The organism is Bradyrhizobium sp. LB14.3 (genome assembly GCF_040547985.1).
GTDB lineage: Bacteria > Pseudomonadota > Alphaproteobacteria > Rhizobiales > Xanthobacteraceae > Bradyrhizobium.
In genome coordinates, this window is the sequence record NZ_JBEPQT010000007.1 from 159,769 (window position 1) to 176,076 (window position 16,308).

Annotated in this window: 12 protein-coding genes and 1 pseudogene; 9 read left to right on the forward strand and 4 right to left on the reverse strand. The window is 60.4% G+C overall.

Annotated elements, in window-relative coordinates; all coding sequences use genetic code 11:
- Positions 1-421 precede the first annotated feature (421 nt).
- The 4 genes and pseudogenes from ABIB00_RS16495 to ABIB00_RS16510 all read left to right on the forward strand — a co-directional run bounded on the left by ABIB00_RS16495 (position 422) and on the right by ABIB00_RS16510 (position 3,891).
- Positions 422-1,543: a DUF2336 domain-containing protein gene (locus ABIB00_RS16495; RefSeq protein WP_354105064.1), complete on the forward strand. Its 1,122-nt coding sequence runs from the start codon at positions 422-424 to the stop codon at positions 1,541-1,543.
- Positions 1,524-1,847 carry a PilZ domain-containing protein gene (locus tag ABIB00_RS16500; protein WP_354105065.1) on the forward strand — a complete coding sequence of 108 codons (324 nt, stop codon included), beginning with the start codon at positions 1,524-1,526 and terminating at the stop codon, positions 1,845-1,847. Before ABIB00_RS16495 ends, ABIB00_RS16500 begins: the two co-directional genes overlap by 20 nt.
- Before the next feature lie 98 nt (positions 1,848-1,945).
- A complete protein-coding gene (locus ABIB00_RS16505) occupies positions 1,946-2,995 on the forward strand; it encodes an HD-GYP domain-containing protein (RefSeq protein WP_354105066.1) in 1,050 nt (349 codons plus the stop codon).
- A gap of 261 nt (positions 2,996-3,256) precedes the next feature.
- Positions 3,257-3,891, forward strand: a pseudogene (locus ABIB00_RS16510) (tyrosine-type recombinase/integrase).
- 109 nt (positions 3,892-4,000) lie between these two features.
- Here the strand turns inward: ABIB00_RS16510 and ABIB00_RS16515 are convergent.
- Positions 4,001-5,512 carry a DUF1254 domain-containing protein gene (locus tag ABIB00_RS16515; protein WP_354105067.1) on the reverse strand — a complete coding sequence of 504 codons (1,512 nt, stop codon included), beginning with the start codon at positions 5,510-5,512 and terminating at the stop codon, positions 4,001-4,003.
- Positions 5,513-7,109: 1,597 nt separating this feature from the next.
- Here ABIB00_RS16515 and ABIB00_RS39085 point away from each other — a divergent pair.
- Positions 7,110-7,226, forward strand: coding sequence for a hypothetical protein (locus ABIB00_RS39085; protein WP_502917830.1), 117 nt, complete (start codon positions 7,110-7,112; stop codon positions 7,224-7,226).
- 63 nt (positions 7,227-7,289) lie between these two features.
- Here the strand turns inward: ABIB00_RS39085 and ABIB00_RS16520 are convergent, their stop codons facing one another.
- Entirely contained in the window at positions 7,290-7,493 is a 204-nt protein-coding gene (locus ABIB00_RS16520; protein ID WP_354105068.1) for a CsbD family protein, read from the reverse strand.
- A gap of 36 nt (positions 7,494-7,529) precedes the next feature.
- Here ABIB00_RS16520 and ABIB00_RS16525 point away from each other — a divergent pair, with 36 nt between their 5' ends.
- Both ABIB00_RS16525 and ABIB00_RS16530 read left to right on the forward strand, forming a co-directional pair.
- Positions 7,530-7,658, forward strand: coding sequence for a hypothetical protein (locus ABIB00_RS16525; protein ID WP_256468292.1), 129 nt, complete (start codon positions 7,530-7,532; stop codon positions 7,656-7,658).
- A 1,365-nt stretch (positions 7,659-9,023) separates the two neighbouring features.
- On the forward strand, positions 9,024-10,187 hold the full coding sequence (locus tag ABIB00_RS16530; protein WP_354105069.1) for a transposase: 1,164 nt from the start codon (positions 9,024-9,026) through the stop codon (positions 10,185-10,187).
- 501 nt (positions 10,188-10,688) lie between these two features.
- On the opposite strand, the gene ABIB00_RS16535 is transcribed toward ABIB00_RS16530, so the two are convergent.
- Positions 10,689-11,336 carry a tetratricopeptide repeat protein gene (locus ABIB00_RS16535; protein ID WP_502917831.1) on the reverse strand — a complete coding sequence of 216 codons (648 nt, stop codon included), beginning with the start codon at positions 11,334-11,336 and terminating at the stop codon, positions 10,689-10,691.
- Between the two features lie 173 nt (positions 11,337-11,509).
- A complete protein-coding gene (locus ABIB00_RS16540) occupies positions 11,510-12,130 on the reverse strand; it encodes a FecR family protein (protein WP_247442212.1) in 621 nt (206 codons plus the stop codon).
- 295 nt (positions 12,131-12,425) lie between these two features.
- Between ABIB00_RS16540 and ABIB00_RS16545 the strand changes: the two genes are divergently transcribed.
- Positions 12,426-14,642 carry a VCBS domain-containing protein gene (locus ABIB00_RS16545; protein ID WP_354105071.1) on the forward strand — a complete coding sequence of 739 codons (2,217 nt, stop codon included), beginning with the start codon at positions 12,426-12,428 and terminating at the stop codon, positions 14,640-14,642.
- A 783-nt stretch (positions 14,643-15,425) separates the two neighbouring features.
- Complete coding sequence (locus ABIB00_RS16550; RefSeq protein WP_354105072.1) at positions 15,426-16,229, forward strand: ThuA domain-containing protein; 804 nt, start codon at positions 15,426-15,428, stop codon at positions 16,227-16,229.
- Positions 16,230-16,308: the final 79 nt, after the last annotated feature.

The following is a 16,308-nucleotide window of genomic DNA, read 5'->3' on the forward strand; positions in this document are numbered from 1 at the left end:
TTAAGGTCGGTTCACAGATGCCAAGAACACCTAATCCAAGTTGCAGGGCCAGGTGCAATTCGGATGCTACGACGAAAAGCCGAATCTCTCCGGAGTAAGGAACGAGTAATAGGTCCGAGCGGTCCTCATATCCTCTTATTCAGTTTAAGGAGATGAACTGACCGTGCGATTGCTCCTGGCTATACGCGACGAGTTCGATTGTTGTCGAAAGCGTCTCCTGTCGCGCCGGCATGGACGCTTTGGTCATCAATACTCACGCAAAGTAGGCGAAACGGCGCGGCCTGCCGGTTTCGATGATATTTTAAGGCAATTATAGTTGCACAATACCCGTGAGACCCAGATGAATAAAACCTATGTTAACAACTTCGGCGCGTAATACATAAATTGAATAACTGCATTTATTGACGATTAAGGCCGACCAATGACCGCAATTTCCGCAGCCGATGTTATTGTCGAGTTGGACGCCACCATTGCTGGGAGCTCATCTGAACGTTGTGTTCGGATGCTTCGGCGCATCGTCGAGCTGCTTGTCGCCGAGAACAGCCGGTTGCAAGAGCCGCACGTCGGCCTGCTCGACGACGTCCTTGTTCGTCTGATCGCTCGGATTGCCCCCGCCACTCTCGTCGAGCTCAGTACAGCTCTTGCAGACTTGCGGGCGGCTCCGAGAACGACGTTGCGGCGTCTTGCCTCATGCGCAGACGCCGCGATCGCGGTCCCCGTTCTGCGTCAATCTCCGGCGTTGTCTCCGCGGGATCTTATGGAGATCGCGGCGTCCAGCAGCGAGAGTCACCTCCTCGCCATTGCTGACAGGCGCGAGATCGAAAATGCGCTGACGGACGTGCTGTTGCAGCGCGGCAGCAGCAAGGTTTGTCTGGCGCTTATCGGAAATCCAGCCGCGGGATTCTCTGAAGTCGGCTATTCCATCTTGATCGGCAAGGCCGAGCAGGATGACGAGATCACCAAGGCTCTGGCGTTGAGGCCAGGCACACCGGACATGGTTATCCGAGCGCTGCTATCGGCATCTCCACGGGCAGCAACCGTCACGAACACCGACGCGCGTCCGTCCGCATTTTCAGGCGCAACCACGTCCTCCGAAATGCCGGTAACGGTGAACCGCCCTTGGGACGCAGAGTACGCCGCTGCGAGGCCGGAGATCGTGTCGCTGAACCGCGCCGGCAAGCTGAACGACTCGACCGTCAATCGGTTCGCTATCCGGAGCGAGACCGCCAATCTATACACCGCGCTGTCGGTGCTGTCCGGAGCACCCGTCGAGGTCGTGGAGCTCGTAATGGCGGAGTCCGATTGCGAAGGCTTGGTGATGGCGTGTCGGGCGTCGCGCCTGAATTGGCAGACGACGCTGGCCATCCTCAACAATCGCGGCCCGCGTCCTTCATTCGGCGAACGCGAACGAGCTCAGGAGCTGTTTGAAAAGCTTCATCTGTCGACCAGCCAATGGTCTCCGTTCGTTGGGGAGAAATCTCCGCGAGCGCCGACCACTGCACTGCGAAATCGAGAGCGCGACGATGAAATTCGATGGCCGTAACGCCTCTCGAGTGCGGATGGACCACAGGCAGGCCGTCAACCTGATGGGCTCCGACGGCACCTGGCGGCGAAGCTGTGTCCTGCTCGACGTCTCGGACACGGGCGCCAAGATCGAGGTCGAAGGATCGCTCGACGTTCTCAAGGCCAAGGAGTTCTTCATGCTGCTGTCGTCTACGGGACTGGCCTATCGGCGCTGCGAGCTGGTCTGGATTGACGGAACCGTCGCTGGGGTTCACTTCATCCACGCGGATGGCAAGAAAGCGCCAAAGACGGCCAGCGACAGAGCCGAGTCGAAACAGCCATAAGCCGAGCAGTTTCATCGAACTCTAATCTGATGCAATGATCGTGTGGAATCTGACGCAGGCCCATTCAGACCGGCCCCCTTCAAACAGAGGCATCAGTCATGTTGGTACATGTCCTGGCTGATACTTCCGATAAGCTCTTCGGGCTCTGCTCGGTCCTTGAAAGGCAATTCACTGTCGAGGGCGAGCGGCTCGACGTGGAGGCAAAGCTACCGCATGCGCCTGCCGCCGTCGTGATCCGTGCCGATCTACGATCTGTCGAAAACATTGCCGCACTGAAAACGAGAGCTGCGCGTCTCGCCAAGGCCGGCAAGCGGATCTTCCTCGTCGAGCAAACCTCCCGCGTTTGCATCTCGCAAGCCTACGCGCTGGGCGCCACGCTCGTTTTGCCCGGCAAGATCGATCCGATCAAGCTCATGGCCGCGCTGTCCGATCCGGCGCGGAGCGAAACTAGTTCGACGTGCGACATCTCGCAGCCTAATGATGCGGTCGAGGCTGCGGCCAACGCCATCACATCATTGTTCACTTTAGTCGCACTCGGAGAGCGGATTGACGTCGACGGCACCAAGGAGGCCGGCCGCATGATCACCAACCGGATTTCCGAGCACGGGCTATCCGAATGGCTGACCACGGTGCGGCGCCATCATGAGGGAACCTACCAACACTGCCTTCTCGTAACCGGCGTCGCGATCGATTTCGGCCTCAGTCTCGGCGTCCGCAAAAGCGACCTTGAACGGCTCTCTACCGCTGCGATGTTCCACGACATCGGAAAGGCCAGGATTCCCTTAGCGGTTCTGGACAAGCCGGGACGCCTCGATGACAACGAGCGCGCGCTGGTCGAGACCCATCCGGCAGCGGGTTATGACGTGCTGAAGGAGCACGGCTCTATCTCATCCGAAATACTCGACTCCGTCCGGCACCATCACGAGTATCTCGACGGCAGCGGCTATCCCGACGGCCTCTGCGCCGAGAACATCACGGACATCGTTCGCATCCTCACCATCTCGGATATTTTCGCGGCGCTGATCGAGCACCGGCAGTACAAGCCGACCATGCCCCGTGAGGCGGCCTACGACATTCTCTGCAGCATGAAAGGAAAGCTCGAGAAGGCGCTGGTCGTCTCGTTCAAGGAAGTTGCGCTAGCCAGATGAGATTGATGCACGGCACGGTGGACCTCATCAGCTTCCCCGCAAATCACGAGAGAATCATAGCAAAGCGGCTTTCACTCTATCAGGGTCATTTGTTAAGCTAGCGTGAGCAAGAGCCAAGAGCCGAGGTCTGCTATGGGTCAAATTGCGAACTCTAATCCATCGAATTGGACCTAAGGACGGCTCCACTCGTCCGAAAGCCGACGTAGGTTCAGAAGGTGACACGTTCGAAAGTGACCGGCCTCATCAACTGAGGAGGTCATCATGACCGCCGTCTCAAATGCCACAGAGAACGTCCAAAAGCGCGTCCCGTGGAACAAGGGTAAGATTGTTGGCGCCAAGCCGCCACTTCGGCCGAAGCACGTTTGCTCTATCCGGACGAAGCTCCAGGTTGAGGGACGATCCGCGATGCGGCGTCGTTCAACATCGCCATCGACAGCAAGCTTCGTGGCTGCGACGTGGTGGGTTTGAAAGTCGATGACGTGGCACCAAGCGGCTATGCCGCCGATAGAGCAAGCGTCCGCCAAAAGAAAACTGGACGGCCGGTCAAGTTCGAACTTACAGAGTCTACCCGCCAAGCCATCGATGACTTCCTGAGGGCGACGAGCAAGAAGCCTGGCAACCGTCTGTTCACCGGCCGTAGAGGCCTCGGGAGCAGCCTGCCCGCTCGGCAATATGTGCGGCTATTATGGAGCTGGCTGTCCGGTATAGGATTGGATCCTCACCTGTCCGAAACGCATTCGCTTCGTCGAACAAAAGCGACCCTTATCTATCGGCGCACGGACAACCTGCGAGCCGTGCAGCTGCTTCTGGGGCACACCAAAATCGAGAGCACCGTCCGATACCTAGGAATTGAAGTCGACGATGCGATTGCAATAGCAGAGCAAGTCGACGTCTGAACTAACTGGGCAGAGCGGACATGCTCTGCCCTTTCTTGCAGCCGACTTCGGGCCAGAAGCGGAAGAATGGGGCTGCACTTGATCGAACTCAATCGCATGCAGATAGTGGCTACATCGGTTCAATCTCTCCGGGGCGCCAGGTCCTGTTGAACCAAGGTTCGAGCGGACCGTAGAGGCGCAAGAGGGTGTTCCAGCCCTTCCCCGGGATCGTCTGCACCCAGTTTGATTCCTTCTCCGAGGGAGCCTTTGGTCCGAAATAAACGTCCACTGAACCATCCGCATTGACCAGCAATCCCTTGGTGAGACTACCGACAGCCGGAGATTGTTGATCGGTTTGGAGCATTGAGCGTGTCTGGTTATCGTAGAGTGTGAACGACCAGAAATCCTTGGCCGGAATGTTGGGCGGCATGTGCAGCCTGTACGTTTTGCTGCCGTCCAGGGGGTTACCCTTTGCATCCACAAATGCACCGGCGTACTGCGAACCCTCACCAACCATCTTCATCGTCATCGCTGGCGTCACGCCGGTGGCATAGAAGAAGAACATGTTTTTTGCGTCGAGATTGACCGCTCCGTCCTGTTCAAACTTATAGCTGCCGCCGACGAAAGGTGTCACCCACGCGCTGTTCGGATAGAAGTAGGCATCTTTCATCCGGGTCCTGTAAGTAACTGAGCGCGCTGTTGCGTCGCCCACCGCCGCTGCTTCGGTAAGTATCTTTTTTAATCGGACATCGGGGGCGAATGGCTTACCTTTTTCGATGCCAATGGCAGCGAACAAGCCCAGTGTGTTGGGGTCCAACGCATCAATAGGTTCATCCTGAATAACGCGATTGACGAACTCGAACAGCGAATAATCGCCGGGACCGATCGTGTTGAAAGCCTTGCCAGAGATGTCCACGAACTTCATCGGAGGTGGGTTGGCCGCCTGGCTGAGCGAATAAACTTTCAGGTTCTTCTTTACGTTATCCACGCCGGGCTTGGGATCGCCGTCCCTCAAGAAGGTGCGGAAGAACAGCAGGTTTCCAATTGTGCGCGGACGCGCAACAAAATACCCATCGGGGACCGCGCCCGTGTAGCCCGGCGGCAGCAAGAGGTACTTGCCTCCTTTACCTTTATCTGGACCGGTGATGCCAACATCGCTAACCCACCGGAACCAGGCGTCATCGATCGGGCCAAGTACCTCTGGCGGGATCTCCACGACCAGCGGACCATCCTTCGTGCTCAGATAGAGCAAAGTGTAGGGTGTGGTTGTATTGGCAGTAAGGAACAGCGACTTGGCGTTCAAAAGTTGCTCTGAGATCAAAACAGTCTGATTGACGGATCCAAACTCGGCGAAGCCTTTAAGAAACGCTTCAATCGAAACGGCGGGCAACGCAGCAAGGTATGCTTGAACGCCGCGTTGAAAATCGAGGTTGTCGTAGACCTTCGCCGCTGTAGCTTCGTCGGGGAAGCCATCAATAAATTTGAGCGTACCGATCCGCGTTTCGACCGTGTTCGGCGTTACGAGGTACGGAGGTGTTTCGGTGGTCATCTTCATCTTGGGCGACTGTGCGTGCGCCGGCGTACCTGCGCACAAAAATAGCAAAGTGACGGCTCCGAACTTCAACGCACTGTGAAAGTTCATGTTGGGCACTCCGTGAAGGTCGGATTTGCTATGACTAAGGTGTGCAATTTCCCACAAAGCTGAAGTGGCTACCCCGGCGCCTCGATCAATGAGTGTAGCAAAGACGCGCGCTCGTACAATGCGATTTCGGCGGCGGCAATGTCCGGTTCGGGCCATTTGCGTCAATTTGCCCCCTCCTTCCTGATGTCCGGTCTGGCCCAGACTGCCGACGTGCCGGACACGAAGGCGATCTTCCCCTTCGGGCCAAGAGCAGAAGCCGGAGTGCAGAGCCCGCTCACGAGGCGGCCTTACTCTTTGTCCTCGGTCCAACTTTGCTCACCGCACTGGCACTTGAATATGCGGACGATCCCCCCGGTCTGGGGATTGAGCATCTTCATTAGATGCCCTAAAGGAAGCCCATGGCGCGTTCTAAGGGTGCTGTCCGATCAGCCTCGATCAGGCCGTCTCGTTCTCCGTCCCTGCCGCGCGCCGCCGCCAGATCCCGGCAGATGCCGCTCCAAGCGCGCGAGTTGTCCGTTAAGGCGCGCGAGTCAATTGAGGTGTCGGCGGAGATTCCTGATGATCTCGCGCAGGTCGTCCGCATATTCCTCGATGATGCGTCGAGCCTCCTCCAAGCGCGAAGGCTTGGGCTCTGGCGCCTCTCTATGCGGGCCTGGCTCGTCCGATTGGCTCATGCCCAAAGGCTCGCCGAGAACCACCGCTGAGTGTTGAGATGGATCAAAGAACGCCGGACGGACACTTGGTCATCCAAGGTTCAGGAAGGAACGTCTAACGTTGGTTAGCGGGGATAGGCTCCGCTGGAGTAGCATGGATGAAATTCAAGCTTACACTTGCCGCACTCACCGTTCTCGGTGGCGCCGCATTTTCATTTGCAACGGCATCGGCAATGCCAGTTGCTCCGCTCGGACAATCAACGATCGCGAACGTTGAGACGGTAGCCTTGGTGTGCGGCCGGCACGGATGCGTCCGAACTCGCCCGGTCTATCGACCTGCCTATCGCCGCGGCGTAGTCGTCGTTCGGCCTTATGCCCATCGATACTATCGGCGCTACTGAGCTTCGTTCACGGGAAAAGCCCCGCCAGCGTAAGCAGCGCAAAGGAAGAGGCTGCCAACTGAGGCGACCCCTGTTCCATTGGGAAATTTACGGGCGGACTACTCCGGAGGCTGCACCCCGGGCGAGCTGAGCCATTCGGTCATGTGAGCGCCGACCTCGACATGTCGGGCTCTGCGCAGCAAGGCTTCCCGCTGCGCTCCAAGGGAGCTTCTTGGCTTTTTGTTGGTCGGCATCTAAGCGCGAAGTGTCCTAATCCTCCAGCCCGATTGTCCTAATTAGGACAGCACCCATTTGCGTTCCTCTGCGCCGACTGGGCGAACTTGCCATAGCCTGCTCTGAGGACGATAATCGACATTGTTAAAGGTAACTCGCTCTCGCTTCTCCAGCGCACCCGCCTTTTGGGTTTGCGTCGCCCTCGTCCCCATTGCAGTCTGGAGCGCTTGCGGCGACCTCTAAACGACGTTGTCCTGATGGACCTGACGGCGACCGAACGCGACTTCTTGAACCGCTTGGCTTTGGAATCCTGGGCCAGCCCGCCGCTATTTGAACCATGAGCTCGTCGCCCGCCTGGTCGAGCTTGGGCTCGTCGAGGCCGAACCACTCGCCTCGGGTGAAGTCGAATACACGATTACCTCGGCGGGCCGCGCTGCCTTGTCCTGATCCGCGCTGTCTGTGGCCCCCGCTGCCCACGGAGACCCCGCCAGACTGTTGTGCCTTTGCCGGTCACCACTTCTGGCGTTCGTACCAGTCGTTCACTTCTTTCGTAGCCTGATCCTTTGCGTAGCCGTATCGCTGTTGCAAACGACCTTCTAACTGGTCTTGCTTGCCGGCAATTACGTCAAGATCATCGTCAGTGAGCTTGCCCCATTGCTCCTTGACCTTGCCCTTCATTTCTTTCCAATTGCCGTCAACACGATTCCAGTCCATTAGCTACCTCCTTCGGAGATGTGGGCTGGAAACCAAATGCCACTTCGTTCGTTCCAGGGCTCGATGCGGCATATGGACTTCGCGATCGAACTGGGCAGGCTGCACGAGAGCGGCACCTATGTGCGGCTGCTGCCGCCAGGCGCGGACCTGTTCCCGCGTCAATAAAGCAGCATCGCCGTTAGCCACGCCGCCAGCGAGGCGCACAGACCAATTCCGAGATAAGGCAATAGGAGGAGGCGCATCGGGCTTTCCCTCCGAGACGCGAATATGCTGTCAGCATCGCATGTCGGGCCATCAGGAGCCACGAATCTGAAGTTGTGGGGTGCCGGCGCCCACACGTCGCGCGCGCTTAGGCGACACCCGGCCGGTACGGCGCCGAGGTTCGGCAGAATTTCCATTGGAACATCGAACACGGTCTATCGGCGGCATGGGGCCATCGATAGCCTTAAAGACGGCCCCGGCGCTGGGGGCTTTTGGGGTCGTGGAGGCGGGGGCCGCTGGAGGCGCTTGAGCCTTGGAAGGCTAAGCAAGGCGAGCTTACTCTCAAGCCAAGCGGCTGTTCTGTTCGCTTCCGCACATTCGCGATACTGTTCCGATCAGGAACCGCACAGGGGAGCCGCCGCCGGACTCAACCTGGTTTTGCGCTGTGAGAACAAGTGGTCACGACCAGCATGGTTCGGCTGCATTGCCAATCTTGTCCTAAAGTCGGCTCAAACACTCCGCGAGGAGTACCAATTGCCGTAGTGGTGCCAGCCGCCACCAGAAGAACGGCCGTCAAAGCGAGCGTTCGAGAGGTTGTCCAATTAAATTGCATGGCGCTTCCCTCCAGTTGAGGCGGGCACGCTATCCTGGGTGATACCTGCCGCCTGTGAACTACATCACACGGCTTCCTCAATGCTCATCACAACCGGGTGCAGGAGGCCCGCCAGCATGAACCGCGACCATCCGTAAATTTCCCGAGGTCAAAGAAAAACCCGCCGACCTTGCGAGCCGGCGGAGTTTATTTGAGATTGTTGGCAATCGGCGGGCACCGATCACTGGATTAGGTTAGCAGAGTCGCCAACACAGCGCGAACCCGGCGGGCCATTGTTTTATCACTGGAGCCGCCAGCGGTGCGTCATCAGCCGCTGCCGATCTCGCCTCCTATGCGGCCCTTCATTTGCTAAGCTCCTCGTGCTTGCGGCGTCTACGGCATGTACTCGTTAAACGGCTGGCCGCCTGATGTCCGGTTTACCGCGAACAGCCGCCGAAGAGCGAATGGTCTCCGAGGTCTCAGATGGGCCGATTCTGTTGAAAAAGTCGGCTGTTGCGGCGCAGATAGATCAGTGATTCAGCCTGTCTAGTTGGCAGGACTGAAGATCATGATGGGGGTCGGCAAGTCGAGCAAGCCGCTTTGTTCTATGAGTTCTCACTTGAGAAGCATATTCCCGCCGATCACCTGCTCAGGTCGATCGACAGGTTTGTTGACCTCGGAGAGATCAAGCGGGACCTAGCACCTTTCTACATCGGCCTTCGATCGATCCGGAGCTCATGATCCGGATGCTGCTGATCGGTTACTGCTTCGGTATCCGGTCAGAGCGGCGCCTGTGCGATGAGGTTCACCGCCTACCGGTGGTTCTGCCGGCTCGGTCTCGAGGGGCGGTGCCGGATCACTCGACATTCTCCAAGGACAGGCACGGCCGCTTCCGGCAAAGCGATCTCTTCCGACGCGTGTTCGAGTGCGTGTTGCGCCGCTGCATCGAGGAACGGCTGGTCGGCGGTGAAGGGTTTGCAGTCGATGCGAGCTTGATCAAGGCCGATGCCAATCGGCAGAAGGGCATCGAAGGCGACAAGGGACTTCCGCCGGCGGCGGCCGGACGAGCCATCGATGAGTATCTAGCTGTCCTCGGAGATGCAGCCTTCGGGGCAGCGACCGAAGTCACCCCCAAGTTCGTGTCGCCCTCCGACCCGGCGGCGCGCTGGACGGGGGCTCACGGTCGCCAAGCCTTCTTCGCCTACTCCACGAACTACCTGATCGACGTCGAGAACGCGATCATCGTCGATGTTGAGGCGACTACGGCGATTCGGCAGGCGGAGGTGCTGGCTGCCAAGTGCATGATTGAGCGCTCGCTCGAACGGTTCGATCTCTATCCAAGCCGGCTCCTCGGTGACAGCGGTTATGGCTCGGCCGAGATGCTCGCCTGGCTGCTCTATGAGCACGGCATCGAGCCCCACCTTACAGTGTTCGACAAGTCGGCCCGCACAGACGGGATCTTCTCGCGCGACGACTTCACCTATGACCATACCGGAGACGTCTATCGTTGCCCCGATGGCAAAGTTCTTACCACGACCGGAACGCTGGTGAATGAGGGTGCCACCATGCTTTACCTGGCCAGTAAGCGCGATTGTGATCGCTGCGCATTGAAGCTCCGGTGCTGCCCCACGCAGGCCTCACGGAGGGTGCCACGCTCGATCTACGAGGGCGCTCGCGACATGGCGCGCCAGATCGCAAGATCATGGGAGGGTCGCACTTCTCGTCGGCTCCGCAAGAAGATCGAGATGCTGTTCGCGCACCTCAAGCGCATTCTCAAGCTCGATCGCCTGCGACTAAGGGGTCCGAACGGCGCGCGCGACGAGTTCACCCTCGCAGCCACCGCCCAGAACCTCCGCAAAATGGCCAAGCTGATCCCAATGCCAACCCCAAGGCTCTCATAAGAACTGGTGAGCCCTTCGTCCGCATCGCAACTCGTACCATTACAGCGAACTACTTCGGGCCTTTTTCAACGGAATCGGCCAAGAGCGGACGTTGTGCATTGAACGTTCGAGATGGATCGCTCCTTTGTGGCGAAGTCTTGCGATCACTAAACTATTTTTCGCGGGCGAGATGATCAGCAATCGCACCAAGGATGAGGCATAAAACTGGGTCGTGATCGAGTTGTCGTGCTGGGAGCAAAACACGGGAATGGGCGTGAGAAGCCCGCAAAATCGCGCTAAGGACATCGCTTTCGACGTAGCCCCGATTAGCGGAGCTAAGGCTCGCTGGGTACGCTGAGGGAGCTTGCAGCAGCTCTTAACGAGTTTGGCATTCCAACTCCACGAAAGGGTAAATGGCCGCGATTCAAGTGCAGCGCGTTGTGCATCGCCTGTAGCTATGAGCCACAGCGCGAGCGTCGCGGCGGCGATGGCATTCTCCGACGGGCACGCGTTGAGGACGGATTACCGTACGCCGTAACGCGCGAATTCCTCGGCGATGTCGCTCCGGACAGCTTTCGCGGCCGCGACATCGGCTTCTCCCGAAACCGTCTCGCCTCTGCGGATCTTCGCCAGGCCACGGCCATATAGCGCTGCGGCAAACGCGGGGTCGATGCGCAGTGCGGCGTCGTAGTCGACGATGGCCGCGTCGGTCCGTCCGGCCTTGAGGTGGGCGAGCGCGCGGGAATCGTAGGTCGCGGCCGTATGCGCGCCCGACCCGATCGCCCTGTCGCAGGCTTCCACCGCGCCTTGCGGATCGCCCGTACTCGCCCGGATCCAGCAAAGGCCGCTCCAAGCACCTTCCATGTCGGCGTTCAGACGAGTCGCCGAGGCGTAGTCGCTTTCGGCGCGTACAAGATCGCCCTTCTTCAGCCAGACCTCGGCGCGGTTGACGAAGGCGCCGGGGTAGGCCGGCTGGAGGACGATGGCACGGTCGAAATCCTCCATCGCGGCATCGTAGTCGCCCGTTCTCAGTCTCGCCGCGCCGCGGTTGTTGACAGGCTTGGCGAAGGTCGGATCGATGCCGATGGCGGCGTCGAAGTCGGCGAGGGCGCGGTCGTAGTCGACCTTCGCCGCGTAGGCGATACCGCGGTTGTTGTAGGCGATGGCCAAGGCCTGTGGGCCGCCACGGCCGGCTGCGATGAAGGCAGAGCAGGCCTCGATCCTTCGGTCGGGCGACGAGGCGGCATTGCAGAGCTCGACGTTCCGGAATTGACTTTCCGGCGTCTGCGCCGATCCGGGGACGGCCAGCAGCAGAATCATAACGGGCGCCGTCCCGAAGACCTTCAACATCCCCGGCAAATGCCGAGAGCGCGGTCGGCCCTCCGCTGCCGGGGCGGCGCAACGACCGGACCGGTCTTCCGCTTCATGACGGCGTCCTTGCCCTCCTCGATCAGCGTGGCGAACTTGACCGTGCCGTCGTCCGAGATCTCGATGTGGGGCGTGGTGCCCCGGATCCCCAACGTCGCCACCGGCGTGTCCACCTTCATGCTCCCGGTCTTGGCGATGCTGCCGGCGACGAAGGTGAAGGTGCCTCTGGTCAGGCTGATCAGGGTTGAATTGTCCTTGCCGTCCGGATCGTAGACGAACTCGTTCATTTCCATGCTGGCGTTGCTCGACAGGCTGAAGGAACTGCCGTCGGCAAAATTGATGCCGAGGCGGCCGTCGGCGCCGGTCCTGACGACGTCGCCCCGATAGACTGGATCGCCAACCTTCGCGCCGGCCCCGTCATCGGACAGTCTCGCCTGCACAACCGCGGCATCGATATGCTCGATCGCTGCCTTGCCAGCGACGGTCACGACCTTGCCGATCGGCTTGACGTCCTGCGCCCGAACCGGCGCAGGCGGACACGCCACCGCCACGAGCAAAAGGCCGAGAAGTCCTGCGACCGTCCTTTGTCCGCGCATGCGTCCGCTCCCATCCGTGAAGAGCCCGCTTCGGCGGAATGATGGCAGAGCCGCGCCCGGCACACCATACCGCATGTTGCCACTGCCACGTTTTAGTTGCAGCGGACGATGGTCCCGACCGCTCCGCGCCAACAAAAGAGCGCATTTGCGCGCACCCACTCAACATTTCGTGAAGGGGTCTCGGGACGACAAAGCGTAGTCTGGTGCGCGGAACCGGACACCCCGGCGGTGGACTCACACCCGACCATGGGTCCGGCCGCTTCGGCGGAAGCGGGCAGCATGCGAGGCGTTCAGGATGTCGCTCGCACGTGTCTTCACCGGTCTTTGGCCGGCGCAGAACCAACGCAGTCCGCCGTCCGTCCGCGGCGGGCGCGCTGTAGAGTCGGCGGTCGTCGCGAGACTCGGATGGGCCGGAGGGCTGTCCTTCGTCGCGTTGATCCTTTCGGCTCTGAAAGAAGCGTGGGCCGCCGATCCCGATCTCGCCTTGTTCGACGACGCCTCCATCACCTACAAGGACTTCGAGCATGGCACCTTCGAACTCATCACGAAGGAGCCGGTGCCGCGCCACATCATCGTGGACGATCCCGGACAGACGGTCATCCTGAGCAAGACCGGATCGTCCGTCACCTTCGCGCAGGTGGCCAACAACGCTTCGCGGATGGACGACCTGCGGAGCCAGCAGCAGGACGTGCTCGACAACTACGCGAAGGACCATGGGCCGTCCGGATCCGGTACGCCTCCGGGCGAAGCGGTCGATCAGACGCTTCAGCCGATCGATTTCCAGGCGCCGGACGGGCCCAGTCCACAACATGCCCTTCCCGGGCTGGTGGTGCCGGCCAGCTTCGCCCCGGATAGGCCATTGATCCATTCGCCACCGACACTGACGCTCGGGTCGGGCCCGGTCGAGATCGACACAGTCGCGTTCGATGAGTTCTCGGCCAGCAGCGGCAGCTTCTCGGCCACGAGCTTCGGCTCCGGCACGACCGCGACCTTTGGCATCGCGGGCGGCGCGATCGGCCCTTTCGCCGTAGCGGGCGCAAGCTACGACGTCGAGAAGGCCGGCTCCTTCGGAATCCTGTACTTGAACAGCGCGACCGGCGCCTACGCCTACGTACCGAACAACGATGCCATCAACGCGCTGAAGGCGCCGAACGCCGACAGCTTCACGATCACGGCGTCCGACGGCTTCGCCTCGGCGAGCCAGACCTTCACGATCGACATCGCCGGCACCGACGACGCGGCGGCGATAAGCGGCGGGACCGGTGGATCAGTCGCTGCGGTTACCATGGACGCCGCCACGATTGCGGCGGCGTCCAAGGCGTACGACCCCCCGACCGCGAGCGGCAAGCTCACCGATACAGATGTCGACGATCCGGCCAACACGTTCACGGCCGTGAGCTCTCCGCATGCCAGCGACAAAGGCTATGGCAGCTTCACGATGACGTCCGACGGGCACTGGACCTACGCGCTGGATCCCGCCAGCGCCGCAGTGCTCGCGCTTACGGCGTACCAGACCCTGACCGACACCTTCACCGTGACCACGATCGGCGGCACGCCGCAGGTCGTCATGGTGACCATCCAAGGCGCCGACGATCCGGCCGTCATCTCCGGGGACACGCATGGTCGCGTGGTCGAAGCAGGCGGAGTCCACAATTCCGCGCAGGGCGTCCCAACCGCGTGCGGCCTTCTGACCGCCACCGACGTCGACGGCCCGTCGAACGCGTTCGATCCCGTCAAATGTCCAGAGCCGAGCGACCATGGTTACGGCAGCTTCACCATGACCGCGGACGGGCACTGGACCTTCGCGCTCGACAATGGCAATTGCGCTGTGCAGGCGCTGAACGCAGGTCAGTCGCTGACTGACGATTTCACCGTGAGGGCCGCGGACGGTACGGCACAGACGGTGACGGTCACCATTGAGGGCGCCAACGACGCCGCGGTCGTCTACGGCGATATTTGCGGACGCGTGACCGAGCCAAGCAATTCCTGCGACCCCCCGCCACGTGCCAGCGGCACCTTGTCCGAGAGGGACGTCGACAATCCCGACGACACCTTCACGGCGACGACATGTCCGCAGGCGAGCGACCACGGCTACGGCAGTTTCACGATGACGACCTGCGGCACGTGGACATACGTGCTCAACCCCGAGAACCCCGAGGTCCAGGCCTTGAGGCCTTGCGACGCGCTGACCGATACCTTCACCGTGACCACGATCGACGGCACGCCGCAGATCGTGACCGTGGTCATCCAAGGCGCCGACGACGAAGGCTTTCACAACCGGGCCGAGCCCGCGTTCCATTTCGAGGCGGGTGCGGAACAGCAGCATGCCAGCTCGACGGCCCCGGCGGTCGTTTCCTCGGTCCTCGTCGCCGAGCTCAATCCGGAGCACGATTCCGCCGCGGCCGCATGGCCCCATCCGGCCGATGCGGCGCCGGCGGCTTGGCATTTCGGCGAGCAGGAGGCTGCTGGCCAGGCCGGACACCTACCCTTTCAACACGATCTGGTCCTTTGAGAGCCGCCAACACCTTGGTCGCGTCCGGCGGATTGGCGTTTTCCGGAGGCGCTCCCATCGTTGCGCCGATCACATTCACGGACCCGCACCGCCATCAGATGCACGGCCATCAAGAGGCATGAATGGGCGCAACTTCAAGTCCGCCCCAAGCACCATGAATGAGTCATTGTAACCTCCAAGGTCATCCTCGGAATGCGACAGGAGCAGCACTTGCAGAATTCCCGATGTCCGTTCCGGGTCACAGGCCGACTTCCGAACCGACTCGAGCCTGGGTCGGCTTATATCCTGAAGGCAGACATAGCGGCCCTGTAAGTGAAGGTCGGCAACGGGCCAACAACGGAAGTAGCCTTCTTACGCGATCACCTTGTCGGCGAGCGCGAGAAGCGTCGGCGGGATCGTAAGGCTGAGCGCCGTTCTCTGGGTAATTCTCACGGGCTCGCTCCGGGGTTGCTCCGCGGATTCCAGTGCTTCACGAGCGAGAAAAACGTGTTTCGCCTCATGGGTTGGAGTAAACTGCCTATCTCAATCTTGTGCGGCGGACGGCTCGACCGACGGCGCACGGCTAACGTAGCGGCCGACGTGACGGTGGCTATAGCCAGTGGATGGGTGCGGCCAAGTGTGCGTGTGAATACGATGGATATCTCTGCCTGGCTGCGCGGCTCAGCGTCCGATTTATCGCCGACACGCCGACGTCACGATGGCTTAAGCGCTTTTCGGTTAGGGCCAGCAGCGTTGCATAGGACGTCAGAGGGCGATGCCCCAGGGCCGGCGCTGGGGTGATCTGTGCTAGGCTTCTTCAACACATGGTTGGTTTTGGCGGAGGCGATTGTGAGGCGACGTGACTTCATCGCGCTCCTCGGCGGCGCGGCGGCAATCCGACCACTGGGCACGCATGCGGAGCGTCCGCCAGAGCGCATCCTCTATTTCACATACTCCGCCGGCTACCCGCACGATGTCATACCGCTTTCTAAGGTAGTCCTGACCCAGCTCGGAAGCAATTCGGGTGTCTTTGAAGTCACTGCAACGGAAAACACGTCTGACTTTTCTACCGAAAACCTCGCGCGCTACGCAGCGGTGATGTTCTACACAACCGGAGAACTTCCGATGAGCGACGCGCAAAAGAGAGCTCTTCTGAACTTTGTACGCTCGGGCCGCGGGTTCCTCGGTGTTCATTCGGCGACGGACACATTCTACACTTGGCCAGACTATCTCGATCTGGTCGGCGGCTACTTTAATGGTCATCCTTGGCATCAGGCCGTGAACATCGAGGTCGTTGATCCTGGCGATCCCCTGGTGGCTTTTCTCGGGAATTCGTTGCAAGTCGAGGACGAGATCTACCAAATCAGCGACTTCGATTATCGTGGATCACGCGTGCTCCTGCGCCTCGACCCAAGCTCGGTGGACCTTGGCAAGGCCGGCGTACATCAACGATTCTATGGCTGGCCTCTCACCTGGACCCGATTCTATGGCGAGGGACGAGTATTCTATTCGGCGCTAGGCCACGAGCCGTCAGTTTGGCAGGACGGCCGCTACCAGCGAATCCTCACGAACGCTATCCTCTGGTCTGTGCGAAGGTCGCCCTCGTAGACGCCGCGGCACTTCGCATTTGCGCTACCGCCGGATTCGTAGGCTGGTGTCCGTGCCAGAGGTTCGGACCGTCTTGGTC